This window comes from Amycolatopsis mongoliensis (assembly GCF_030285665.1).
GTDB classification, from domain to species: Bacteria; Actinomycetota; Actinomycetes; order Mycobacteriales; family Pseudonocardiaceae; genus Amycolatopsis; species Amycolatopsis mongoliensis.
In genome coordinates this window covers 6,515,593-6,538,460 of the sequence record NZ_CP127295.1, presented here as the reverse complement: position 1 = coordinate 6,538,460, position 22,868 = coordinate 6,515,593, and the positions used below count along the sequence as shown (strand labels likewise).

Annotated in this window: 16 protein-coding genes; 5 read left to right on the top strand and 11 right to left on the bottom strand. The window is 72.3% G+C overall.

Annotation, left to right across the window (positions count from 1 at the left end):
• Position 1: 1 nt before the first annotated feature.
• Both QRX60_RS31420 and QRX60_RS31415 read right to left on the bottom strand, forming a co-directional pair.
• The gene (locus QRX60_RS31420) at positions 2-973 is read right to left on the bottom strand and encodes an ABC transporter permease (protein WP_285995047.1); all 972 of its coding nucleotides are present in this window, start codon (positions 971-973) and stop codon (positions 2-4) included.
• Positions 970-2,511: an ABC transporter substrate-binding protein gene (locus tag QRX60_RS31415; protein WP_285995046.1), complete on the bottom strand. Its 1,542-nt coding sequence runs from the start codon at positions 2,509-2,511 to the stop codon at positions 970-972. Before QRX60_RS31415 ends, QRX60_RS31420 begins: the two co-directional genes overlap by 4 nt.
• A 73-nt stretch (positions 2,512-2,584) precedes the next feature.
• Here QRX60_RS31415 and QRX60_RS31410 point away from each other — a divergent pair, with 73 nt between their 5' ends.
• Positions 2,585-3,379: an IclR family transcriptional regulator gene (locus QRX60_RS31410; RefSeq protein ID WP_285995045.1), complete on the top strand. Its 795-nt coding sequence runs from the start codon at positions 2,585-2,587 to the stop codon at positions 3,377-3,379.
• Positions 3,369-4,376, top strand: coding sequence for a serine hydrolase domain-containing protein (locus tag QRX60_RS31405; RefSeq protein ID WP_285995044.1), 1,008 nt, complete (start codon positions 3,369-3,371; stop codon positions 4,374-4,376). Before QRX60_RS31410 ends, QRX60_RS31405 begins: the two co-directional genes overlap by 11 nt.
• 33 nt (positions 4,377-4,409) lie before the next feature.
• On the opposite strand, the gene QRX60_RS31400 is transcribed toward QRX60_RS31405, so the two are convergent.
• The 7 genes from QRX60_RS31400 to QRX60_RS31370 all read right to left on the bottom strand — a co-directional run bounded on the left by QRX60_RS31400 (position 4,410) and on the right by QRX60_RS31370 (position 17,892).
• Positions 4,410-4,760, bottom strand: a complete 351-nt coding sequence (locus QRX60_RS31400) for an STAS domain-containing protein (RefSeq protein WP_285995043.1) — start codon at positions 4,758-4,760, stop codon at positions 4,410-4,412.
• On the bottom strand, positions 4,757-6,571 hold the full coding sequence (locus QRX60_RS31395) for a copper resistance CopC/CopD family protein (RefSeq protein WP_285995042.1): 1,815 nt from the start codon (positions 6,569-6,571) through the stop codon (positions 4,757-4,759). The genes QRX60_RS31400 and QRX60_RS31395 overlap by 4 nt, the downstream gene beginning before the upstream one ends.
• A 4-nt stretch (positions 6,572-6,575) precedes the next feature.
• Positions 6,576-7,049: a hypothetical protein gene (locus tag QRX60_RS31390; RefSeq protein ID WP_285995041.1), complete on the bottom strand. Its 474-nt coding sequence runs from the start codon at positions 7,047-7,049 to the stop codon at positions 6,576-6,578.
• 25 nt (positions 7,050-7,074) lie between these two features.
• Complete coding sequence (locus QRX60_RS31385; protein WP_285995040.1) at positions 7,075-10,062, bottom strand: multicopper oxidase domain-containing protein; 2,988 nt, start codon at positions 10,060-10,062, stop codon at positions 7,075-7,077.
• Positions 10,063-10,088: 26 nt separating this feature from the next.
• Positions 10,089-11,387, bottom strand: coding sequence for a multicopper oxidase domain-containing protein (locus QRX60_RS31380; protein ID WP_285995039.1), 1,299 nt, complete (start codon positions 11,385-11,387; stop codon positions 10,089-10,091).
• 12 nt (positions 11,388-11,399) lie between these two features.
• A complete protein-coding gene (locus QRX60_RS31375; protein WP_285995038.1) occupies positions 11,400-12,683 on the bottom strand; it encodes a multicopper oxidase domain-containing protein in 1,284 nt (427 codons plus the stop codon).
• 109 nt (positions 12,684-12,792) lie between these two features.
• Positions 12,793-17,892 carry a hypothetical protein gene (locus tag QRX60_RS31370; protein ID WP_285995037.1) on the bottom strand — a complete coding sequence of 1,700 codons (5,100 nt, stop codon included), beginning with the start codon at positions 17,890-17,892 and terminating at the stop codon, positions 12,793-12,795.
• 221 nt (positions 17,893-18,113) lie between these two features.
• On the opposite strand from QRX60_RS31370, the gene QRX60_RS31365 reads away from it, so the two are divergent.
• Entirely contained in the window at positions 18,114-18,788 is a 675-nt protein-coding gene (locus tag QRX60_RS31365; protein ID WP_285995036.1) for a response regulator transcription factor, read from the top strand.
• 34 nt (positions 18,789-18,822) lie between these two features.
• Positions 18,823-19,875 (top strand): sensor histidine kinase, encoded by a 1,053-nt coding sequence (locus QRX60_RS31360; protein ID WP_285995035.1) that lies wholly within the window; start codon positions 18,823-18,825, stop codon positions 19,873-19,875.
• 25 nt (positions 19,876-19,900) lie between these two features.
• Here QRX60_RS31360 and QRX60_RS31355 read toward each other — a convergent pair whose 3' ends face one another.
• Positions 19,901-20,518, bottom strand: a complete 618-nt coding sequence (locus tag QRX60_RS31355) for a TetR/AcrR family transcriptional regulator (protein ID WP_285995034.1) — start codon at positions 20,516-20,518, stop codon at positions 19,901-19,903.
• Positions 20,519-20,610: 92 nt separating this feature from the next.
• Between QRX60_RS31355 and QRX60_RS31350 the strand changes: the two genes are divergently transcribed.
• Positions 20,611-21,963, top strand: a complete 1,353-nt coding sequence (locus QRX60_RS31350; RefSeq protein WP_285995033.1) for a cytochrome P450 — start codon at positions 20,611-20,613, stop codon at positions 21,961-21,963.
• 21 nt (positions 21,964-21,984) lie between these two features.
• On the opposite strand, the gene QRX60_RS31345 is transcribed toward QRX60_RS31350, so the two are convergent.
• Positions 21,985-22,848, bottom strand: coding sequence for a GNAT family N-acetyltransferase (locus QRX60_RS31345; protein ID WP_285995032.1), 864 nt, complete (start codon positions 22,846-22,848; stop codon positions 21,985-21,987).
• Positions 22,849-22,868 lie beyond the last annotated feature (20 nt).

Below are 22,868 nucleotides of genomic sequence, written 5' to 3'. Positions count from 1 at the left end.
GTCACGCGGTCACCCGCACCCTCGGGTCGAGAATCGTGTAGGACAGGTCGACGAGCAGGTTCACCACGACGAACGTGGCGGCGAAGAACAGCACCGCGGCCTGCACCAGCGGGAAGTCGCGGTTCTGGATCGCCTCGACGGTCAGCCGGCCGAGGCCGGGCCAGGAGAACACCTGCTCGGTGAGGATCGCGCCGCCGAGCAGGCTGCCGACCTCCAGGCCGACGACCGTGACGACGGGCAGCGCGGCGTTGCGCAGGCCGTGGCCCAGCACGACCCCGGCGGTGCCGAGCCCTTTCGCCCGCGCGGTGCGGATGTAGTCGGAGCCGAGCACGTCGACCAGCGAACTGCGCAGCAGCCGCGCGATCACCGCCACCGAGTACACCGCCAGCGTGACGGCCGGGAGGACGAGGTGGGCGAAGCCGCCGTAGCCGGACGCGGGCAGCACCTGCAGCTGCACGGCGAAGATGAGGATCAGCAGGATCCCGACCCAGAACGCGGGGGTCGACTGTCCGACGAGGACTCCCGTCATCACGCCGGTGTCGCCCGCGCGGCCGCGGCGCAGCGCCGCGAACGTGCCCGCCGGGACCGCGATCACGAGGGCCACGAGCAGCGCGGCGCCGGCCAGCTCCAGCGTCGCGGGGACGCGGGAGAACAGGACTTCCGCGACCGGCTGGTCGTAGACGAGCGACGTGCCCAGGTGCAGGCGCGGCAGGCCGCCGAGGTAGTCGAGGTACTGGGTGAGCAGCGGCCGGTCCAGGCCGAGGCTCGCGCGCAGCGTGGCCTCCTGCTGGGCGGTGGCGTCGGGCGGCAGGATGAGCTTCACCGGGTCGCCGGAGAGGCGGACCAGGAGGAACGCGGCGGTGGCGACGAAGAACAGCACGACGATCGCGGTCAGCACCTTGGTGACGACCACGCGCAGCACCCCGCTGCCCGGGGCGGCCGGGCGGCCCACGGCGACGACGGGCGCGGTCACGGGGTCACCGTCGCCTTCGCCATGCCCAGCACGCCGACCACGCCCGGTGTCCACTGTGGACGCGTGTTGACGGCGAAGACGTTGTCGATCTGGTAGAGGAACACGAACGGCGCCTCCTGCTTGAGAAGCTGCTGGAGCCCGGTGAAGGCCCGCTGCCGGTCGGCGGGCACGAGCGACTGCTCCTCGGCGTCCACCAGCCGGTCGGCTTCGGGGTTGGTCCACCGGCTCTGCCGCCGGTCGTGGCGGACGTTGGACTGCACGAGGCTTTCGGCGTCGAGCGTCCAGCCGGTGCTGGCGGCGAGGTAGATCGGGCCGAGCGCGCTGCGGTTGCTCGACGTGAGACGGCTGGTGTAGGTGCCGGGGTCGACGAGGTCCACCCGGGCCCGGACCCCGGCGCGGGCGAGGAGCCCGGAGATCGCCTCGGCGAGGTTCGAGTCGTCGGTCCGCGCGGTGAGCGAGGTGTCGAAGCCGTCGGGGAACCCGGCTTCCGCGAGGAGCTGCTTCGCCAGGCCGACGTCGCGGGTGAAGGGCGCGATCGCCGGGTCGAAGCCGAAGGCCTCGCGGGGGAACATCGTCGGCACCTCGCGGGCCTTGCCGTCGAGCACCGCCTTGATCAGCAGCGGCACGTCCACGGCGTGGTTGAGCGCCCGGCGCACGCGGACGTCGCGCAGCGGGCCGGCGGTGGTGTCGAGCGAGAGGTAGGAGGTGCGGATGCCCGGGTAGTTCCGGATCGAGACGCCGGTGTAGCCCTTGAGCTGGAGCGCGGCGTCGGGGGTGAGCCCGGCGACGATGTCGACCTCGTCGCTCTGCAGGGACGCCAGCGCCGAGGACGGGTCGGGCATCGGGAGGAACACCAGCTCGTCGTAGGCCGGTTTCCCGCCCCAGTACGCGGGGTTCGCGCGCAGCCGCAGCTGGTGGTCGCGCTGGAACTCCCCGAAGGTGAACGGGCCGGTGCCGACCGGGTGCTTCGCGAAGCCGGCCGAGCCGACCTGCTTGAGATAGTCCGGCGGCACGGCGACGCCGCCGAACAGCGAGACCTTCGCCGGGATGATCGGGTCGGGGGCGCTGCAGCGCAGGTCCACGGTGGACTCGTCGACCACGACGGCCCGCTTGACGTAGCGCAGCTCGACGATCGGCGACTTGGTGGCGGGGTCGAGCAGCCGGTTGATGCTGAACGCGACGGCGTTCGCGTCGCACGGCTCGCCGTTGTGGAACCGCACGCCGGGCCGGAGCTTGAACCGCCAGGTCAGCGGGTCGGGCGAGGACCACGACAGCGCGAGCCCCGGTGCGAGCCGGTTGTCCGGGCCGCGGGTGGTGAGCGTGTCGAACAGGTTGGTCAGCACGTTCATCGAGGTCAGGTCGCCCTGCTTCTGCGGGTCGAGCGTCTTGGGGTCCGACGTCTGGGCGACGCGCAGCACGGCGCCGGTGGCACCCGAGGCGCTGCCGCACGCGGACAGCAGCCCCGGCAGGGCCAGTGCCGGGAGCGCGAGACCGCCGAGCCGGAGGGCGTCGCGGCGCGACAGGCGGGGACGGGCCACGGTCACCACCTTTCTTCCGTCCTGTGAAATCCCGTTCCATCAGACGGAACGTTGTTGCGCTAAGCTAGGCCGCGTGAACAACGCTGTCAACACTTCGCCGGGCAGTTCCCGCGGCGCGGTCGAAAAGGCCCTGGAGGTGCTCGCCACCCTCTCCACCCCCGGTGGACCGCACCGCCTCGCGGACCTCGCGCAGGCCTGTGACCTGCCGAAACCGACCGCACACCGGATGCTGCAGACGTTCACGGAGGCGGGCTACGCGGTGAGCGCGGGCAGCGGGCGCTACACCGTGGGACCGCGGCTGCTGGGGCTCTCGGCGGCAGCGCTGACCAGCACGCGGGCATTGCGGCCCGTACTGGCGGACCTGCAGCGGCGCAGCGGGCACACGGTCCACTACGCGGTGCGCCACGCGGACCGCGCGGTGTACGTGGAGAAGCTCGAGCCGGACCAGGCGTACCGGCTCAGCACCCGCCCGGGCGGCGAGGTGCCGCTGCACTGCACCGCGGTGGGCCGCGCGATCCTGTCGCGCCTGCCCGAGGCCGACGTCGCCGCGGTGCTCGCCGCGCCGCTGGCCGCACGCACGGCCAAGACCCTCACCGACCCGGCCGCGATCCGGCGGGAACTGACCACTGTGGACAGTGCCGGGTACGTGGTGGACGACGAGCAGTTCGAAGCGCACGTGCGCTGCCTCGGTGCCCCGGTGCTGGACGCCGAGGGCGCCGTCGCGGGCGCGGTGAGCGTGTCGGGGCTGACGTTCACGCTGCAGCCGTCGAGTTTCGACGTCCTGGGCCCGCTCGTCGCCGAGGCGGCCAACCGGCTTTCCGCCGTCCTGGCCGGAACCGCGCTGCGGGCGGTGCCCGATGCTCGGTGACCTCCTCGCCCGGGCCCGGGAGGAGCGGGTGTTCTCCGCCGCCGCGTGGTCGGTCGGTACCGCGGACGGCGTCCTCGACCGCGGCGTGCTCGGCACCCGCTGGTGGGGTGGCCCGCCCGCCGGGGAACACAGCCGCTGGGACCTGGCGTCGGTGACCAAACCGGTGGTGGGCATCGTGGTGGCGGCCCTGGCCGAGCGCGGCGCGCTGTCCCTCGACGACCCGCTCCCCCGCCACCTGCCGTCCTACGCGGCCACCGACAAGGCGTCGATCACGGTCCGGCAGCTGCTCACCCACACGTCGGGCCTGCCGGGCGGCACGCCGCTGTGGCGCACCCACGGCACCCGCGACGCACTCCTCGAAGCGATCCGGACGACACCCCTGCCCGTCGCACCCGGCAGCCGGGTGGAGTACTCGTCGCAGGGCTTCATCCTGCTGGGTCTCCTCGCGTCGGCCGCCACCGGAACTCCGTTGGACGACCTGGTCGCCGAGTACGTGACGACGCCGGCGGGCCTGCCCGCCACCGGGTTCGGCCCGGTGGCCGACGCGGTGGCGACCGAAGACTGCGGCTGGCGCGGCCACGTGGTGACCGGCCAGGTGCACGACGAGAACGCGGTGGTGCTGGGCGGCATCTGCGGCCACGCGGGACTGTTCGCCCCGCTGGCCGACGTCGAACGCCTGGGCCGGGTGCTGGCCGACGGCGCGGCGCCGTTGCTGAAACCGGCCACGCACGCCGAGATGATCGCCGACCACACGACCGGCCTGCGCCGGGGCCTCGGCTGGCAGGGGCTCGACGTCCCCGGCTCCCCGGTGGGCGTCGCGCTCGAGCCGGACTCGTACGGGCACACCGGGTTCACCGGCACGAGCCTCTGGGTGGAGCCGGGTCGCGGCCGGTACTACGTGCTGCTGACCAACCGCGTCCACCCGGTTCGCACGTCGGACGCCATCGCCGGGGTCCGCCGCCGCTTCCACGACGCCGCGGTCCGGCTTCCGGGGTAGCGGACGAACTTCGGCCGGAGCACCGGCACGCCGTCAGCCGGACGTCCGGAGTGTCCTCGAGACCGAGGACAGCGCACCTGCGACGCCGGCGAGGCGCAACGGCCGGGTGGTGTCCCCGTCGCCCGCGACGAGCTCGAAGGGGCAGTGGCGGTGCACGGCGAGCTCGGCCAGGTCGGCGAGGGTCGCCAAGCCGGTGTGGTGCAGGGCGGTCAGCTCCGTCAGGTCGAGCACGACGGGGCGCTCCGGCGTCAGGAGGACGTGCGGCGTCAGCCAGAGGGCGACGAGGCTGCTGCCGTTCTCGTCGAGAACACCGGCGATGCGCACGACGATCCGCCGGTCGTCCTCGGCGAAGGAGATGGTGAACCCGGTTCCGGCCGCCGTCACGGCACCGGCACCTTTTCGGCTTGCCGTGCCCGGCGTGTCCCGCGGCCGGTCAGCAGGCGCAGGGCGGCGGCGCCCACGAGCAGCGCCAAGGCGGCCGGCCAGGCGGTGTACCCCGTCAAGGGCGCGTCAGAGAAGACCGTCGGCCGGGTGAACGCCGCCGGTGGCGGCACTTCCCACGGCAGCGTCGCCGTCGCCGGGGCCAAGCCGGGGCGGTGCGCGGTGACGGAGATCGTCCAGTTCCCGCTGTCGGCCAGGTCGTCGGTGGCCAGCAGGTAGGCACCGGGGCCGGCCGGGCTCGCCGTGCGGGTGACCGCCGCCCCGCCCGGGCCGCGCAGCACCACGTCGACGGCCCGGATCGGCGCCGGTGCCGGGCGCCGGGTGTCGAACAGGCTCACCGTGACGAAGTTGCGGCCCGGCAGGTTCGGGCGGACGTCGACAGTCCCGATGAGGTCGTCGGCCGTCAGCGAGTTCTGCGCGACGACGGGCCCCGGCGGACGCCACTGCGCCCCGGTCGCCTGGTGGGTCGACACCAGCCCGGCGGTGACGACGAGGACGCCGGCCAGCACCACCGTCTCGGCCCGGACGGCGGGCCGGGTCCGAGCCGGATCCTGCGTCCGCCCGTGCAGGCTGCGGGTGGTCACGAGGCCGGCCAGCGCGGCGACGGCGACGAGCCCGGCCTTCAGCAGCAGGATCCGGCCGTAGGTCGACAGCAGGAGCGCGTCCAGCGACGCCACCCGGTCCCCGGCCAGCAGCAACCCGGTCGCCACCAGGACGGTCAGCGCGCCGGTCGCGACGAGCCCGAAGCGGCGGAGGATCGCCCGAGCCTGCTCGCGGTGCCCCCGCAGGCCGACCAGGACGACGCCCGCGACGAGCACCGTCCCGGCCCACGTCATGGTCGCGAGGATGTGCAGGACGTCCGTGGCCAGCAGCAGTGGACCGGAGCGGCCGAGGTGCCCCAGCAGGGCCGTCGTGCCGGCCCCGGCGGACGCGAGCACCAGCACCGCGGCGGCCACGGGCCGTCTCGGCAGCGAGCCGCGGCGCAGCGCGGTGACCGACAGGGCCGCCATGCCCAGCGCGACGGCCTCGCGGATCACCCACGGCGGCCCGGCGGTGGTGCCGGAGACCAGCTGCCAGGCCAGCGGCACGACGTCGGACCCGAACACGGCCGCCCGCACCAGCATCAGGGCGAGGCCACCGAAGAACGCCGCGACGGCGGCGACCGCTCCGGTCCGCAGCAGCCGCGCCCGGACCCGCCGGGCGGGACCGTCGGGCGGGCGGCGCAGGAACAGCAGCACCATCGACCCGATCCAGCCACCGAGCCCGAGGTAGACCGCCGCCTGCGCGAGCACCTCGCCCGCGCCGGGGAGCGGGTCGGCGGGCGGGCCCGCCGTGGCCGGTGCCACCGCCCGCTGCACGCCGAAGACCAGGGTGCCGGCGGTCGGGTGGAGATCGTCGCTCGACACCGTCGTCCAGGACAGCCGGTAGGCGTCCGGGGGCAGCACCGGCAGCGGGATCCGCAGGGTGACCGGTTCCTCCGGGCCGGCGCCCGCGGTGCGCAGCAGTGCCGCGGGCCCGGTCGGCAGGGTGTGCCCGGCCCCGTCCACCAGCGAGACCTTCGTCGCGGCGGTCTCCACCGGCTCGGTCAGCCGGATCTCGGCCGCCGGCGGCGAACTGTCCACAGTGGATCCGTCGGCGGGAGCCACGCCGATCGGCTCGGCGTGCGCCCAGGCGGGCGCCGCCGAGAGGACCGCGAACCCCGCCGCCGCGAGCACCGCCCCGGCGACCACCGCCATCCGCGTCCGTCCGCTCACCGGGTCACCGCACCGGGACGTGCTGCAGCTTGGCCCCGCCTGCGTCGACCTCGAGGGTCTCGCCGCTGCGGATCGCGTTGCCGTTGTTGAGGTAGAGGATGTAGTAGGTCTGCCCGGGCCGCAGTTCGTGGCCCTGCTTCATCAGGGCGGCCCGGTAGACGTCGCCCTTGCGCCGCTCGCTGCGCAGGACCGGCGGGTGGTGGACGTCGTTCTGGAACTTCGACGCCTTCTGGCCGTCGAGCACCGTGTAGCGCAGCTCGACGATGCCGCCGTCGGCGACCACGGCCGCCTGCGCGATCCGGATCCCGAGGCTGCTTTCCAGCTGCCGGTCCTGCGGTACCTGGTACGGCTTCCCGGCGTCGGCGCTCGACTGGACCCGCCACGTCAGCACCGCCGCGAAGGTGAGGACCAGCACCGTCAGGACCGCGATCCGGACCGCGCCGCGCCGCCACCACTCGCCCAGTTTCCTCTGCAACATCGTCGTTCTCCTCGCGTCGGGCGGGTCAGGGCAGCGTGAACCGGGTGGAGAGGACCGCGTCGAACGACGCCGCCCCCGTGGTGGCGGCACCGCCGCCGGACAGGCCGAGCCAGAGCGCGTCGAGCCGGACGGTGCCGGTGTTGACGCCGGTGAGCTGCTGGCTCGCGGTGCCGACGGTCAGCTTGTGCGTCGTCGACGTCCCGGCCGCCCAGTCCACCCGGATCGTCTGCACGCCGGTGCCCAGCGTCAGGTACGGCGTGTAGGCCACGGCGCCGGTGCTGCGCCGCACGCCGAGCCGGACCTGCGCCGCGCCGGTGGACTTGCGGTACTGCACCACGAACAGCTGCTGGCCGGCCGCGGACAGCCCGGCCGCCAGGTTCACCGTGCCGGTCCCGGTGGCCAGGGTGTCGGGCCGGAACTGGAACTGCAGGTGGTAGGCGGACTCGTTCAGCGGCGTGGTGTCCGTGAGGTACGCCGGCGCCGCTCCCCCGGCGGTGGCCTGGAGGCCCTGGGTGCCGCTGAGCGCGGAGCCGGGGAGCACGGCGACCGGCCCGGTGGCCGCCGCCCAGGCGCCGGTGTTCCCGGACTCGAACCCGTCGGAGAACACGATGTTGCTCAGCGCCGTGACGGTGAGGGTCACCGTCACCGGGGCACCCCAGTTCCCGGCGGCGTCGCGGGCACGCAGCGACAGGACGTGCGTGCCGGCGGCGAACCCGCCCGGTCCGGCCGTCACGCTGACGTTCGCCGTCTTCGGGCCGGTGACCGTGACCGTCATCGGGTGGCCGAGGCCCTTGCCCGGATCGGTGCCCTCGAACCACTCCGCGCCGGTGACCGCGGTCTGGTTGTCGGTCGCGGTCGCGGCCAGCACGACGCCGGTGGTGGTCCGGACGACCGTGTTCGGCGTCGCGCTCGCGGCGCTGAGCACCGGGCCGCTGCGGTCGACGACCAGCGTGAGCGGGGCGTAGGGGCCCCAGTTGCCGGCCGCGTCCCTGGCGTGGACGTAGACCTGGTGCGGGCCTTCGGCCATCCCGGTGAGCTGGCTGAGCGGGATCAGGCCGTAGGCGCCCTCGGCGGTGGCGTTGAAGGACCCGTCCGACGCGACGAACGTGAGCCCGGTGCCCGGGACGCCGTTCGGGTTGTCGAGGAAGCCTTCGGCCGCGGTGATCGCCGTGGCGACGCCGTTGGTCACCGGGTCGGCGAACGCGGCGGTCACCTTGATCGCCGTCGGGTCGACCGGCGAGCCGGCCGTGCCGTTGTTCGGGCTCGGCTCGACGACGCCGCTGGTCATCGCGGGCGGGGTCCGGTCGAGGGTGAACTGCAGGGACTGCGCCGGTCCCCACAGCCCGAACGAGTCGTGGCTGTGCGCGTACACCGTCACCGGGCCCTCGGGCAGGGCCGAGAGCGCGAGCGCCGGGATGGTCGCCGACTCCGCCACGACGGTGCCGGGGTTCAGCGCCATCGGACTGCCGGTGCCGTTGGCACCCTGCGTGCCGAGGAAGTACTCCGCCTGGTCGACGGTCCCGCCGAGCAGGGAGTCGTCGCCGGTGGCGGACACGACCACCGCGGCCGAGCCGTTGCCGGCGGCCGGGGTCAGCGACCCGCCGGTGGTGACCGGCCCGGAGCTGCTGACCGTCAGGACCACGGAGTTCACCACGCCCCAGTTGCCCTGGGTGTCGAGCGCGCGGACGTAGACGACGTGCTTGCCCGCCGCCAGCGCCGGGCTGAGGGTGGCCAGGTTCAGCGTCGCCTGCGCGCCGGTGACCGTGGGGCCGCCGAAGGTGCCGGTGAACGGTGTCCCGGTGCCCACGGCGATCGCCGGGTCGTCGACCACGAACTCGGCGCGGGTGACGTTCGAGCCGCCGTTGGGCACGTCGGTGAAGTCGGCGGTGAAGGTCACCGTCTGCAACGCGGTCGCCGTCGCGGGCGCCGCGGCGAGCTTCTGCGTGACCGGGCCGGCGGTGTCGGTGCCGGACGGCGCCGCGCCGGTGTCGAGGAACGTCATCATCCCGCCGAAGGCCACGGTGTTCGTGGTGCCGACGCGGTGGCCGGCGGTGTCGAGCCGCCCGGCGGTCTCGTAGACCGCGAACTTCGGGCCGTCCTCGGCCGGGGGCACGGTGACCAGGGTGTCCTCGGTGCTCCCGGGCGCGATGCTGTCGGAGACCTTGAGGTACGGGGCTTCGCTCGGCCGGGCGTCCTTCGCCAGCACCGACTGTTCGGTGCCGAGCGTGCCCATCGCGTGCGCGGACAGCCCGGCGTTGACGTACCGGAGCAGGACGCGGCGCCCGGCGCCGGTCGCGACCGGGTCGGTCTCGGGGTAGGCCTTGCCGTTGATCAAGCGGTAGACCGGCTGGAACTTCCGCAGGTCGTAGCCCGCCGGATCGGCGTTGAACGCCGGGTCCACTTCGGACAGCACGAGCGCGGTCTCGTCGTCGAACGCGGCGCCGTACGCGGTGCCCGGCCCGGTGGCGGGACGCACGATCATCGCGCCCACCACGCCCATCGCGGCCTGCCGGGCGCCGTCGGCGGTGTGCCCGGCTTCGTACAGGTACGTGCCGGCCCGGTTCGCGGTGAACGTGTACGACTTGGTGGCGCCCGGAGCGGCACCGACGCGGTCGTCGGCGCCGCCCAGCAGACCGGGGACGGCCAGGCTCAGCGCACCGGGCAGTCCGTTGTGGACGTTGACCGTCACGGTGCTGCCTTCGGTGACCACGAGCACCGGCCCCGGCGTGCCGGGCACGCCGGTGTCCGTCGAGGACAGTCCCCAGATCGGAATGGCGATGCTGGACACCGTGAGCGTGCCCGGCTTGGCGTACAGCTCGCACGTCGCCGCGGTGCCCGCGGTCGTGCAGCCGGTCGCGGGCAGCGCGCCCTGCGGGGTCGCCGCGTGCGCGAGCGGGGCCGCCACCGGAGCGGCGACCGCCGCCGCGGCGGGGTGCGGGACGACGACGGTGAGCCCGGCGACCGCGAGGGCGAGCACCGCTCTCCCGGCCGTGCGGCGTGTGCTGCTGCGCATGGTCCTGTCCTCTCGGCCCGGGGTCGTCATGACGGGCACCCGGCGGCCGGGTCGATGCGCACGAGCGTCATCATCCCGCCGAAGCTCGCGCCGTAGTTGGTGGCCTGTTCGAGTGCGTGGCTGTGGGCGACCATGTAGTACTCGCCGCACTGGTTGTTGCGGACGACCCCGGCGGGCACCTCGCCCGGCTGGCCGCCCAGATACGGGTTCTCGCTGAACCACGTCTCCGTACCCGGTCCGACGATCTGGTCCTGCAGCTGCGGCAGCGGGACCGGGATCGGGTTGGTCTCGCCGTTCCAGTGCTCGGCGTCGACCCACTGGTCGAGGGTGTCGGCGCTCTGGCCGGGCCCGATGTCGATGAGGAACTTGTCGTAGGAGGCGTCGCTGCCGCCGGCGCCCTGCACCGGCTGGCCGTCTTCGGTGATCACGCGCTGGTCGTTGCCGTGCGGGTGGAACGGGTAGTTCACCGAACCGGCGTTGAGGTAGCGCACCAGCGCGGGCCGGCTGTCCGGATCGCCGGGCACGAACGGCTTGAGGTGCACCAGCGAGCCGTAGGGCTGGTTGGGCAGCCAGGCCGCACCGGTGGGCGCGATCGTGTCGGGCATGCTGCGGCCGTTGATGAAGAAGTACCGCGCCTTGGTCTTGGTGACGTCGAAGGCCCGCTTCCGCTCGACGGCGAGGTGCAGGTCGGGGTCCACTTCGGACAGCAGGTAGACGTACTCGCGGTTGAGGTCGAACGCCGAGTCGGCCCGGCCGTTGGCGTGGTCGGGCTGTCCTGGCGGGCGCACGACCAGCGCGCCCGACAGCCCCATCTCCCGCTGCTTGGCGACGTCGGTGCCGCTCTCGTAGAGGTAGGTGCCCGGCGAGCCGGCGGTGAAGGTGTAGGTCACCGAGCCCGTCAGCGGTGCGGCCGCGTCGGTCAGTGACGTCAGGCCGGTGGTGTCGGCCTGCGGCTGCGCGGGATGGCCGTTCGCCCGCTGGTGGTGCTGGCCGGGGAAGACGATCGAGGTCGCCTCCGGCAGCGTGTTGTGCAGGACGACCGTGACCGTGACCCCGGAGTCCACGCAGAGCATCGGCCCGGGCAGCTGGAACGCCTTGGTGCTCGAGGAGTAGCTCCACATGTAGATCGAGTTGCCGTCCGGGGTCGAGACGTACCCCGCCTTGGCGTCCAGGGAGAACGTGTTGGCGGAGTTGGCTTCGCAGGGCAGTCCGTCGGTGGTGGCCGCGGCCGCCGACGGCATCGGCATGGTGAGCGCGACGACGATGGCGACGGCCAGGACGACCGGGGCCGCGGAGGTGAAGCGGGGCGAACGCGTCGGGTTCATGGCGTGTCCTGCTCAGGAGTTGGGGGTGGTCTGCGGGCCGAGGGTGCCGGCGGGGCTGACCCGGATCTCGGTCAGCTGGCCGCCGTACCCGCCGCCCCCGCCGTTGTTCAGGTAGCCGTAGTCGCGGTCGTAGAGCAGGTAGGTGCCCGGCGAGGGTGCGGTGAACAGCACGTCCCGGCTCTCCCCCGGGCCGATCTCGACGCTGTTGCCGGTCAGGTAGTGCTTCGTGCCGTCCCGGCCGACGAGCGGGGCCGCGTCCTTGGCGACCGTGGTCAGCGTGATCCCGTCGGCGGTCAGCGAGTGGTTCTGGTAGCCGAGGTTGGCCAGCCGAAGCAGGACACGGTCGCCTTCGTTGGCGGTGATCAGCGAGCTGTTCGGCTGGTACTGCAACCGGCCCGCGGTGGTCGTCATCGGGTTGCCGTTCGGGGCCAGCGTGTCCGGGTAGCAGCGGCCGTTCATCGTCCAGAAGCTGGGCGAGAAGTCGGTCCAGTCGGTGGTCTGGATGTGGGCGTCGCGGTAGTGCGCCTCGGCCCAGATCTCGGTCAGCATGAAGGCGAACTCGCGCTGGTAGCGGGTGGAGCCGTCGCCGTCGTTGTAGGCGTACTTGGTGCCGAGCGGGTCGCCGCCGACCGGGGCCTTGTTCTGCGCGGGGCGGACGAAGACCACCCCGGTCATGCCCATCTGCACGTGTTCGACGTCCTCGAAGTGGCAGTGGTACATGTACGTCCCGGCCTCGTGCGGACGGTAGAAGTAGGTGAAGTCCCGGCCGATCGGCACCGAGATCGACAGCTCCGGCACGCCGTCGAACAGCGGGATGGCGTTCTGGAACCCGTGCCAGTGCACGGTGTGCCCGTCGGTGAGGTCCGGCCGGACCGACAGGCCGAGGTTGGTGAGCGTGAGCTTGATGTCGGTGCCCTGGTCGAAGGCCAGCAGGGGCGCGGAGATCTGGGCCTTGCCGCGCTGGGCCTTGACCGTGGCGTCGTCCAGCCCGGTCACGTCCCGGAAGCCGAAGACGTAGAGGTCGAACGGGCTCGGCGCCAGGGAGTCCGGCCAGAACGGCGGGTTCTGGCGAGCGCCGGACGGCATCGAGACCCAGCCGTCGGTCGCGGCGAAGTGCACCTCGGTCACCGGGGGCACGACCGCGGCGGCCGGCCGGACGGTGGTCGGGGCCGGCGCATCGAGGCGGGAGCCGAGCAGGCGCCCGCCCGCGACGGCCGCCACGGTCGCGGCGCCGCCCTGGAGCAGGGCCCGGCGGCTCATCGGCCTCGGCGGCCGCTGCTGGTTGTCGCTGGTCACGGTGTCCTCCCGGCGAGCCGGTTGCCGATGCTGGGTGGGTGGAACCGGTCCGGCCGTGCCCTCGGGGGGGGGCTGGGGGTACGGCCGGACCGGAACCGCGGGAGCGGGCCTAGAACGCTTCGTCGGCCCCGATGTCCGGCGGGGTGGCCCGCCGCTGCCCGTCGTAGTCGATCGCGGGTGCCTGGACCGCGCCGCCCTGGTTGGGCTGCGAGCCCGTGCCGCCGCCGTTGGCCGGGGGCACCGGTCCGCTCAGGTGGTAGTCGCCCTGCAGCTCCGGCGGCACGTTCTTGGCGACGATCACCGCTTCCCGGAAGGACGGGAACGTCCGGGAGGTGAGGATCGTGGCCGAGACGTCGAACGGGGTCCGCACGTGCGGGTCGGTGCCGATCTTGTTCGTCGGGCTCGGGGTGACGCCGGGGTCGTACTGCTGCAGCACCGAGTACGTCGGGGTCAGCGTGACGCCCGCGTCCACCGAACCCAGGTCCCAGTGCCGGACCGGGTCGCCGCCCGGTGCCTGCGGCGAAGCGATGCCGGAGACGTAGAGCCCGTTCCAGTTCCCGGCCCGGTTGTCGTAGAAGATGTTGTTGAACAGCAGCGGTTTGCTGTACTTCGGCGCGTTCGCGGGCAGGGTCGCCTGCAGCTGCGCGCTGTTCAGCGCGGTGGACAGCCCGGCCGGGGCCGCCTCGCCGGTGCTGGTGACCGCGGTGGCCGTGGTGACGTTCTTCATCACCGTGTTGTTGACGATCCGGACGTTGGTCGCGTCGTCGAGCGCCAGGCCGCCGCCTTCGTGCGTGGAGATGTTGTCGGTGATCATGTTGTTGACGATCGAGATCGGGAAGGTCCCGGCCTGCAGCAGCCGGATGCCGCCGCCGTCGTCGTTGGCGAGGTTGTCCTGCACGAGGTTCTCGTGCACGGTCACCGGTCCGGAACCCGCCGACGGCTGGTTCAGGTTGGCGTTGAGCTCACCGGCGATCATGATGCCGCCGGCCTCGTCGTAGGACTGGTTGAACCACAGCCGGTTGCTGCCGATGTCGCCGCCCGTGCCGCGGCCGTAGTGGCTGATCCCGCCGCCGTACTCGGCGGAGAAGTTGCCGCACAGGTCGTTGTGCTGCACGGAGTAGTTGTCGGTGCCGTCGAACAGCCCGATCCCGCCGGCCAGGTTGGTGCCACCGTTGTCGCGGATCTGGTTGTGGTCGATGGTGAGGTTCCGGTTGTGGATGGTCGTGTCGTACGGCGTCCCGACGCGCACGCCGCCGCCGTACGAGCCGCCGTTGCCGACGATCACGTTGTCCGACACGCCCAGCCCGGTGACCCCGGCGTGGACGTACACGCCGCCGCCCTGGGTGATGGCCGCGCCCGGCGCCCCGGCGGGTGTCTTGGTGCCGCCGTAGACGTCGTTGATGTTGGTGGCGAAGTCCGCCTGCGCGCCGCCGGTGATGGTGAACCCGTCGATGGCGGAGCCGGTGTTGCCGGCGGGCGGGGCGAGCACGGTGACGACCGCGGAATCGGGGACATTCGCCGGCCCCTGGTGCGCCAGCCCGCCGACGAGGGCGAACCAGGCCGTGCCCGAGGGGTTGTCCGGGTTGAAGCCCAGGCCGTTGAGCACCGAGCCCCGCACGTAGCTGCCGTCCGGCCGGAAGCCGCCCGGGCCGACGCCCTGCAGGCGCACCTGGGAGTGGACGACGACGTTCTCGAAGTACGCGCCCTGCGGGTTGTCCTGCCCCTGCGGGCCCGGCCACACGACGACGACCTGCTGGCCGGTGCCGCGCGCGGCCGCCTCGAGCGCGGCCTGGACGGTGGTGAAGCCGGTACCGGCCGGCGCCGGGGTCGGCGGGTTCACCTGCAGGATCCGCGGGTTGTAGGCGAGCCCGAGGACCTGCAGCCCGACGCCGTTGACCGTCGTCTGGCCGTCGGCCTTGCGGACGGAGATCTTCACCGGTCCGCCGGTCAGCGTGATCGGGACGGTGAACTTGATCTGCGTGTCGCTCCAGGCCGTGGTCCCCAGGTTCACCGTCGAGCCGTCGGCGCGGGTCATCACGACCTGGCCGGTGCCCTTGGCAGCCCCGAACCCGAGACCGTCGAGGGTGACGGTGCGGTTCAGGACGTCGGTCAGCCGCAGGACGGGCCGGTCGAGCGCGAAGATCTGCGGCGCGGTGGCCGGTGGGGTGCAGTTGACCGGGTTGACCTGGGTCGAGCCCGGCGCCACCGCCACGACGCCCACCTGGGTCGGCGCGGTGTCGGTCACCGTGTAGAGCCCGGGCCAGGCCTGGAAGTTGGTCGCGATGGTGCGGAACCGCGGGTTGTAGTCGCGGTTGACGTGACCGGGCTGGCCGGGGTCGTTGCCGACGAACCGGTACATGCCGGGGCACGGCCCGGCGGGCAGCGGGCAGTTGTACGTCGACGTCGAGGGCTCCAGGGCCTCGTAGTAGCCGTTGAAGTCGGTGGTGACGGTGTCGACGAGCCGGCCGCTCCAGTCGTAGACGCCCATCGGGACGTTCGGCAGCGGCTGGGCCTCGCCGTACTGGATGGACCGCTGGTCGTTGGACAGGCCGAGGTCGTTGATGGTCAGGCCGTAGAAGTGGGTCGGCAGCGGCACGTCGGTGAAGAGGCTGAAGTTCGGCGCCGTCGACTGTCCACCCCGGACGGTCACGAGCTTCTGGTCGCACAGCGGCTTCGCCTGGCCTTCGAACGGGCTGCCGCCGCCGTCGACGAAGTTCTGGTCGGTCACGTGCACGGTGTGGTTCGCACCCGCGCACGGCGGGGTGAAGCCGTTGCCCTGCGACGGTGGCGCGCCCGGGTCCGGCTGGGGCTGCGCCGGGTTCGGCGGGTCACTGGACAGGTCCGGTGCCGGCGGGAAGTTCTCCTGCGGCAGGTACCCGTCGCCGTCGAAGATGTTGACGTCCTCTTCCTTCGTCACCTGGTACATCGGCTTGCCGCCGACCGGGTTCTGCGGGACGTCGACCGAGACGAGGTAGTCGTCGGGGACCAGCGGCTGGTCGTCGTAGTGGTTGTCGGCCAGGTTGGCGTAGAGCGGCAGGTCCTTGCCCGGCGCCGGGTTGTTCTCGTCACCCGGCGGGTACAGGTTGAGCTTGGAGGTGCCGAAGCCGTAGTTGCCGTTCACGGTCTGCCCGAAGTTGCCCGGCGTGGTGTCGCTCGGCTGCACCTGGATCCCGCTCATCGGGGACTCCACACAGGACGGCGGGTCCTGCCCGGGGATGCCGACCGCCTGCTGGCCGGTCAGGACGTCTCCGTTGTACAGGCGCGGGGTGCACCCCTTCGGCTGCTCCCACGTCTCGGACGTGTAAGTGTCCGCCAGTTCGGGACCGCGCGCGATCGAGCCGTCCGGGTTGACGACCGGGTCCCCGTTGTCGTCGCGCTTCACCGCGAAGAGGTGCACGCCGACGTTGGGCACGCCCGGCTGGTAGGTCTCGGTGACGGCGTAGCGCGGGTCGAGCTCGTTGCGGGTGGTGTCGTAGGTGACGGTGCCGACGATCCCGCCGTTCTCCGCGCCGGCGTAGGGCTGCACGCCCCAGTCGACCCGGCCCTTGAGCCCGATGATCGGCAGGATGGACACGTCCACGGCGGCACCGAGCATCGTGGTCGGCGTCGGCTGGTTGTCGGCCTGGTAGGTGATCCCGGTGGTCTTGTAGCGGGTGTTGAACGCCTCCAGCACCAGGAACTTGCTCAGCGGGTAGACCTCGGGGATCGAGTAGTGCCCGGTGGCGTCGGTGGTGACGCCGGCGATGCCCTGGTCCATGGTGGAGTTGTCGCGTTCCTTCACCGACACCGGGAACTGCGGCACGCCCGCTTCCCCGGGGTCACGCTTGCCGTTCCCGTTGGTGTCGATGAAGATCGTGCCCTCGATCGCCGCGTGCCAGCCGACGAGCCCCTTCTGCCCGACGTCGACCACACCGCCGTTGTTCACCGTGACGTTGAAGCTGTCGAGGATCACCTCCTGCGGGTAGTCCCACAGCGTGAGCTGGTAGTCGCCGTTGGGCACGTTCTTGATGTCGAACTTCCCGTCGCTGCCCGCCCGGGCCATGTAGGCCACCTGGTCGTTGTTGCCCAGCGCGGACAGCGCGACGAACGGCCGGTCGACCGGGCCGCGGACGCTCGCCCCGGCCACGCCGGCGTTGGGCACGCCCACTCCCCCGGTGCCGCCGACGTAGGTGTCGATCTGGACGGCGACGCCCTTGATCTCGCCGGTCGGCCCGGCAGGCAGTGCCTTGGGCCGGACGAAGCCGAAGTCGACCGCGGGCACCGGCTCGGCGCCGATGGTCTGTTCGGTGTCGAACCCGGTGTCGCCCTCCTGGGTCCAGATGTCCCAGTCGTGCGCGCCCTCCAGGGTCGTGGTCTGCGCCCAGTCGGTGCCGACCGGCGGGATTACGGTGGCGGCGTAGCGGTCCGGTCCCATGTTCGGGATCAGGATGTCGCCCTGGGCGTCGCTGACGCACTTGCCGGTCGAGGCCGGGTCGATCTGGGGTTTGCCGCCGGTGAAGACGATCTGGCCGGCGCCGTTGTGGACGTATTTGGTGCACAACGGGTTCCCGTAGTAGTCGGTGGACACTTCACCGAGCACATCGGACAGGTGCGCGGTGAACCCCGCCAGGCCGGACTCGGCCCCGACCTCGTAGGTCGCGTCGACCGGCACGGAGTCCTGGAACACGCGGATCCGGACGTTGCCCAGGGGCAGCGGGTAGGGCTGCATGGTGACGTTCACCCGCTGCGTGCCACCGTCCACGGTGAAGTGCGCGCCGTCGATCTTGTAGCCGTCGGCGGTGAGGGAGATCAGGTACCTGCCCGGCGGCAGCGCGTCGAGTGCCTTGCTGTCGTTGAGGTCGTTCTGGTCGCCCTGCGCGACGATCGGCACACTGCCCGGGGTGTACCGGATGGACGGCCACTGGCACTTCGTGGCGAAGTCCGCGGAACCGCCGGCCCGCGCGGGAAGGCAGTTCTGCAGGCTGTCCCGAGGATTCCCCACGTCTTCCGCGGCGATCAGCCACTTGTACCCGGTGATCGCGTCACCTTTGCGGACCTGACCCGGTGCGGTTCCCACCGTGCGCGCGCTTTCCGCGTGCAGGGTGATCGAACCCGGTTGCGCGGCACGGGCTTGCGGTGTGCCGTGCTGCAGCACCACCGGCAGGGCGAGCGCGATTCCGGTGAGCACGGCGACGACGATGGCCGCGGAGCGGAAGGTCGGACGAGCCATGGCCAGCCTCCAGTGGGGCGCTGCGGATGACCCGATCGTCGGATGCCCGAGGAGCCGCGCCGCCGAAGATGAAAGATCCGTCATCCGGTTGTCACGGTGTTCCAATCGTTATGACCTGGTGTAACGAAGTGGGCGGGCCGGTCGACAACGTGCAGGGACGACGAGACGGCCGGAAACGGACGCGTCCCGGTCCCGCTCCACCGGTGAGTGAGGTGAAGTCGTTGAGCCGCCTGCTGGTTGTCGATGACGAAGAACGGATCCGGCGTCTGCTGCAGCGCGTGCTGCAAGCCGAGGGCTACGCCGTGGACTTGGCCGCGACGGGTGCCGAAGGGCTCACCGCCGCTACCGAGCGTAGCTACGACCTGATCGTGCTGGACCTCATGCTCCCCGACGTCTCGGGCGCCGCCGTGCTCTCCGAACTCCTCGACCGGCTGCCGGGGTCGAGGGTCGTCGTGCTGTCGGCGGTGCCCGAGATCGGGACGCGCGTGCACGTGCTCGACGCGGGCGCGCTCGACTTCCTCCCGAAACCCTTTGTCACCGCGGAACTCCTGGCCCGCGTCCGGGTCCGGCTGCGCGAGCAGCAGTCCGGGACCACCGCGGGGTCGCGGTTCCTCCAGGTCGGCGATCTGCGGCTGGACACGCAACGCCGGATCGTTTCGGTGGGCAACCAACAGACCGCGTTGTCGCAACGGGAGTTCGTCCTGCTGAGCCACCTCATGCAGCGGGCCGACCAGGTGTGCAGCAGGGAGGAGCTGCTCGCCGACGTCTGGGGCTACCAGTTCGACCCGGGGAGCAACGTCGTCGACGTCTACGTCCGGCGCCTGCGTTCGAAGCTCGACGGGCTCCGCCGGATCGAAACGGTGCGCAATGTGGGTTACTGCCTCTCCGCGGGCTAAACGGACAGTCCTTTTCTGCTGGATCGCCTTCGCCGTGGTGAACCTCGTCGCGATGTGGCGGTTCCCCGAAGGCGAGACGATCCCGTTCCACTTCGTGTGGATCAGCATCGCGCTGGTGTTCGGCGTCAACTCGTGGCCGCTCGCCGGGATGCTCACGGCGCTGGGCGCGGTCACGGCGTCGACCGGCTTCCTGATGCTCGACCAGGCCACCCGCGGCGAGATCCGGTTCGAGGAGACCGCGGAGGTCCCGCTGATGGCCGCCGTCTTCCTCGTGATGGTGTGGCACGTCCGGGGACGCCAGCGCGCCCTGGAAGAACTGCAACGGGTGGCGGCCCTCGAGCGGCAGCGCGCCGAGACCCAGGACCTGTTCGTCCGCTTGGGCTCGCACGAGCTGCGGACCTCGATCACCGTCGCCCGCGGTTACGTGGAGCTGATCCGCTCGGCGCACGAAGACCAGCAGACCGACGAGGACGCCGGCATCGTGCTGGACGAGCTGGGCAAGCTCGACCGCCTCACCGGCGGCCTGACCACCCTGATGCGGCTCGACTCACCGGTCAGCACTCCCCCGATCGACTTCGACGCCTTCCTCGAACGACTGGTCCGCCGCTGGGTGCCGGTGGCCGACCGCCAGTGGTCGTGCGAGAGCCGGGTGGGCACCGTGCTCGCCAACCCGGAACGGCTGCAGGCCGCGATGGACAGCCTGCTCGAAAACGCGATCGCCTTCACCCAGAACGGCGACCGGATCACGGTGCGGGCGTGGATCGCGCCACCCGGGTTCCACATCGAGGTCGCCGACACCGGCCGGGGCATCGCCGAGGAGCATCTGGCGCACATCTTCGAGCGGTCGTGGTCGACCCGCCACGGCGACCCCCGCGGGGGCACCGGGCTCGGGCTGGCGATCGTCCGCGCCGCGGTCGAAGCCCGCGGTGGGAAGGTCTCCGTCGTCAGTTCGCCCGGAGCGGGCACGAAGTTCACCTTGCGGATCCCCGACGCGGTCCCCGATGCGCCCCGGCACACGACGAACTTCCCGCCGCCGCAGGCGAATCCGGCCGGAGTCCACCCCGGGGCGGCCGGCCAGGCTCCGTGAGGCCCGCCTGCCCGGCGGGCGCCGCTCAGACGTGCATGCTCGTGACGAACTGGTGGGTGGCCGCGTCGACGATTTCCTCCGCGGTCACCGTGAGCTCTCCGGTGAGCCAGGCCGTGAGCAGCTCCGCGAGCCCGCCGACGAACAGCAGCGCGTGGACGCGGTCACGGGGCTCGGGCAGCGCCTCGGCTCCGTACAGCAGCTCGGCCTGCGCGACGACGAGGTCGGCGAAGGTGCGCAGGAGCTGGTGCCGGCGCGGGCGCAGCACGGCCACGGCCGCCGACTCGACGAGCCCGGCGCGGCCCAGCCGGGGGTCTTCGTCGATGCGGTGGACGAACGCGGCGATCGCGGCCCGGCCCTTCGTCCCGGCGTCGCCGTCGGCTTCCTCCAGGGCGGTGAGCACGGTGTGCCGCAGTTCCCCGGCGACGTGGTCGACCACGGCGATCAGCAGGTCCTCGCGATTGCGGAAGCTCTCGTAGAAGTAGCGCTCGGTGAGCTTGGCCCGGGCGCAGACCGCGGTCATGGTGGTGCGCTCGCCGCCGGCCGTGCCCAGCAGCTCGAGGCCCGCTTCGAGCAGGCGGGTACGGCGTCCGGCGGCGCGTTCGCGAGCGCTGACGCCGCGGTAGGGGCGGGTCGGGGTGGACATCCCGCCATTGTGGCACATCTTGACAGGACGCCCTGTCGGAATCATGCTCGACCAGGTTGACAGAACGCCCTGTCAGATTTACGGAGGTTCCGATGAGCCGAGTCCTGGCCCCGACACCCCCTCGGTCCCCCTTGCGGCCGGTGCCCGGCGACGCCGGTCTCCCGCTCCTCGGCTACACCGCCCGGTACATGCGGGACCCGGTCGGGCTGTGGCGGGAACGGTACGAGCGGTACGGCCCGGTCTCGTGGTTCGGCGGGTTCGGGAGCCGGTTCGTCGCGCTCCTCGGTCCGGACGCCAACGAGGTGGTGCTGGCCAACCGCGACCGCGCGTTCGCCAACGCCGAGGGCTGGCGCTACCTCATCGGGCCGTTCTTCGACCGCGGGCTCATGCTGCTCGATTTCGACGAGCACCTGGCGCACCGGCGGATCATGCAGCAGGCCTTCACCCGGGAGCGGCTCACGGGCTACGTCGAAGCGCTCAACCCGGCCATCGCCGACGGCCTCCGCGCCTGGCGCCCGGGTGCGGGCTTCCGGGTGTACCCGGCGGCCAAGCAGCTCACGCTCGACCTCGCCACGGACATCTTCATGGGCGGCGCCGAGGGCACCGCACGGTCCGAAATGGACCGGATCAACCGGGCCTTCGTCGACTGCGTGCAGGCCGCGACCGCGATCGTCCGCGCGCCTGTTCCCGGTGGGCGCTGGCGCAAGGGCCTGGCCGGCCGCGAGCGGCTGGACCGGTTCCTGCGCTCGTACCTGCCGGCGCGCCGCGGCGGCGACGGTGACGACCTCTACTCGGTGCTCTGCCACCTCACCGACGACGACGGCGCCCGGTTCTCCGACGACGACGTCATCGACCACATGGTGTTCCTGCTGATGGCGGCGCACGACACGTCCACCATCACCATCTCGACGATGATGTCCTACCTCGGGCAGCACCCGCTGTGGCGTGAACGGTGCCGGGAGGAATCCCTCGCCCTGGGCAAGGAGTTCGCCGAACACTCCGACCTGGACGGGCTCGAGGCGTTGGACCTCGTCATGAAGGAGTCGCTGCGGCTGGTGACGCCGGTGCCGACGATGGCACGGATCACCGTGAAGGACACCGAGGTGCTCGGCCACTACGTGCCCCAGGGGACGAAGGCGGTCGTCACGCCGATCTTCAGTCACCGGATGCCGGAGTACTGGCCGGAACCGGACCGGTTCGACCCCGGCCGGTTCGCGCCGGAGCGCCGTGAGGACAAGGTGCACCGCTACGCGTGGCAGCCGTTCGGCGGCGGGGTGCACAAGTGCCTGGGGATGCACTTCTCGGCGGTGGAGGTCAAGGCGGTGCTGCACCAGCTGCTGCTGCGCTTCGACTGGACGGTGCCCGCCGGCTACCGGGCACCGATGAACTACACCTCACTGCCCTACCCGGCAGACGGGCATCCCGTGCACCTGGTCTCGCGGTGACCCGCGGGGGCGAGGGGTCGCTCACCGCACGACGTACCACCCCGCCCGGTCGAACCCGTCGATCCGGCCGCCGCCGGCGGCCAGGCCGGTGAGCGCGTCGCGGACCGCGATCCGCCAGCGCCGGGCCAGGTCCGGCGCGGTCGTGCGAAGCGTCTCGATGTCGGACGGGACGGCGACGAGCGAGACGGCTCCGTCCAGCCGCCCGGGAACGGGACCGCCGTCTTCGGCGATGCCCAGCGCCACCGTGGCCCCCGCCGCGATCTCGTCCTCGGCGACCGCGCCCACGCCGCCGCCGAGGCCGGCGAGGACCACCGCGCTGTCGCGGAGCCGCCACCGCACCAGGAGCCGGTCCGAAGCCGCGTCCCCGTTGATGGCGTCGGACATCGGGCCGTAGAAGTCCGGCAGGTACTCGACCGGCCGCGCGGCCAGCTTCACGAGGTTGAAGTACGCGTTGCGGGCCACCAGCGGATCGAAGGTCCAGGCGATTTCCGAGACCCCGCGGCTCAGCGCCCACGCGCGCTGGTGCAGTTTGAGCGCGAACCCGACCTTGCGGCCGGCGGCCGTCGGGGACACGCCGGCGATGTGGCTGTGGAGCGCGCCGCCCGCCGGGGCGTGGAAGAAGCCCACGCACGCGCCGACCAGCCGGCCCGTGTCGAACGCGCCGGCGACGTAGTTGCCGGCCTTGGTGAAGGCGCGCAACAGCTCGATGGTCACCGGCGGGTTCGCCGACCGCCCCCAGATGGTGGCGAAGAGGACGACCGCCTCGGTGAGCTCGGCGATGCCGGCGAGTTCGCGCACCACGACGCCGGAAGCCCGGGCCGCCGCCTCCGCGGCCGAACCCGCGCCGTCGAGCACGGAGTCCGCGGTCGCTCGCGTTCCGGTCACGGCTTTCCGGCTTTCCGCCC

What these genes read in the sequence shown, in the direction of transcription:
- QRX60_RS31405 (WP_285995044.1), top strand. Translation starts at nt 3,369, where the DNA reads ATGCTCGGTGACCTCCTCGCCCGGGCCCGGGAGGAGCGGGTGTTCTCC.
- QRX60_RS31390 (WP_285995041.1), bottom strand. Translation starts at nt 7,049, where the DNA reads ATGTTGCAGAGGAAACTGGGCGAGTGGTGGCGGCGCGGCGCGGTCCGG.
- QRX60_RS31385 (WP_285995040.1), bottom strand. Translation starts at nt 10,062, where the DNA reads ATGCGCAGCAGCACACGCCGCACGGCCGGGAGAGCGGTGCTCGCCCTC.
- QRX60_RS31380 (WP_285995039.1), bottom strand. Translation starts at nt 11,387, where the DNA reads ATGAACCCGACGCGTTCGCCCCGCTTCACCTCCGCGGCCCCGGTCGTC.
- QRX60_RS31370 (WP_285995037.1), bottom strand. Translation starts at nt 17,892, where the DNA reads ATGGCTCGTCCGACCTTCCGCTCCGCGGCCATCGTCGTCGCCGTGCTC.
- QRX60_RS31355 (WP_285995034.1), bottom strand. Translation starts at nt 20,518, where the DNA reads ATGTCCACCCCGACCCGCCCCTACCGCGGCGTCAGCGCTCGCGAACGC.
- QRX60_RS31350 (WP_285995033.1), top strand. Translation starts at nt 20,611, where the DNA reads ATGAGCCGAGTCCTGGCCCCGACACCCCCTCGGTCCCCCTTGCGGCCG.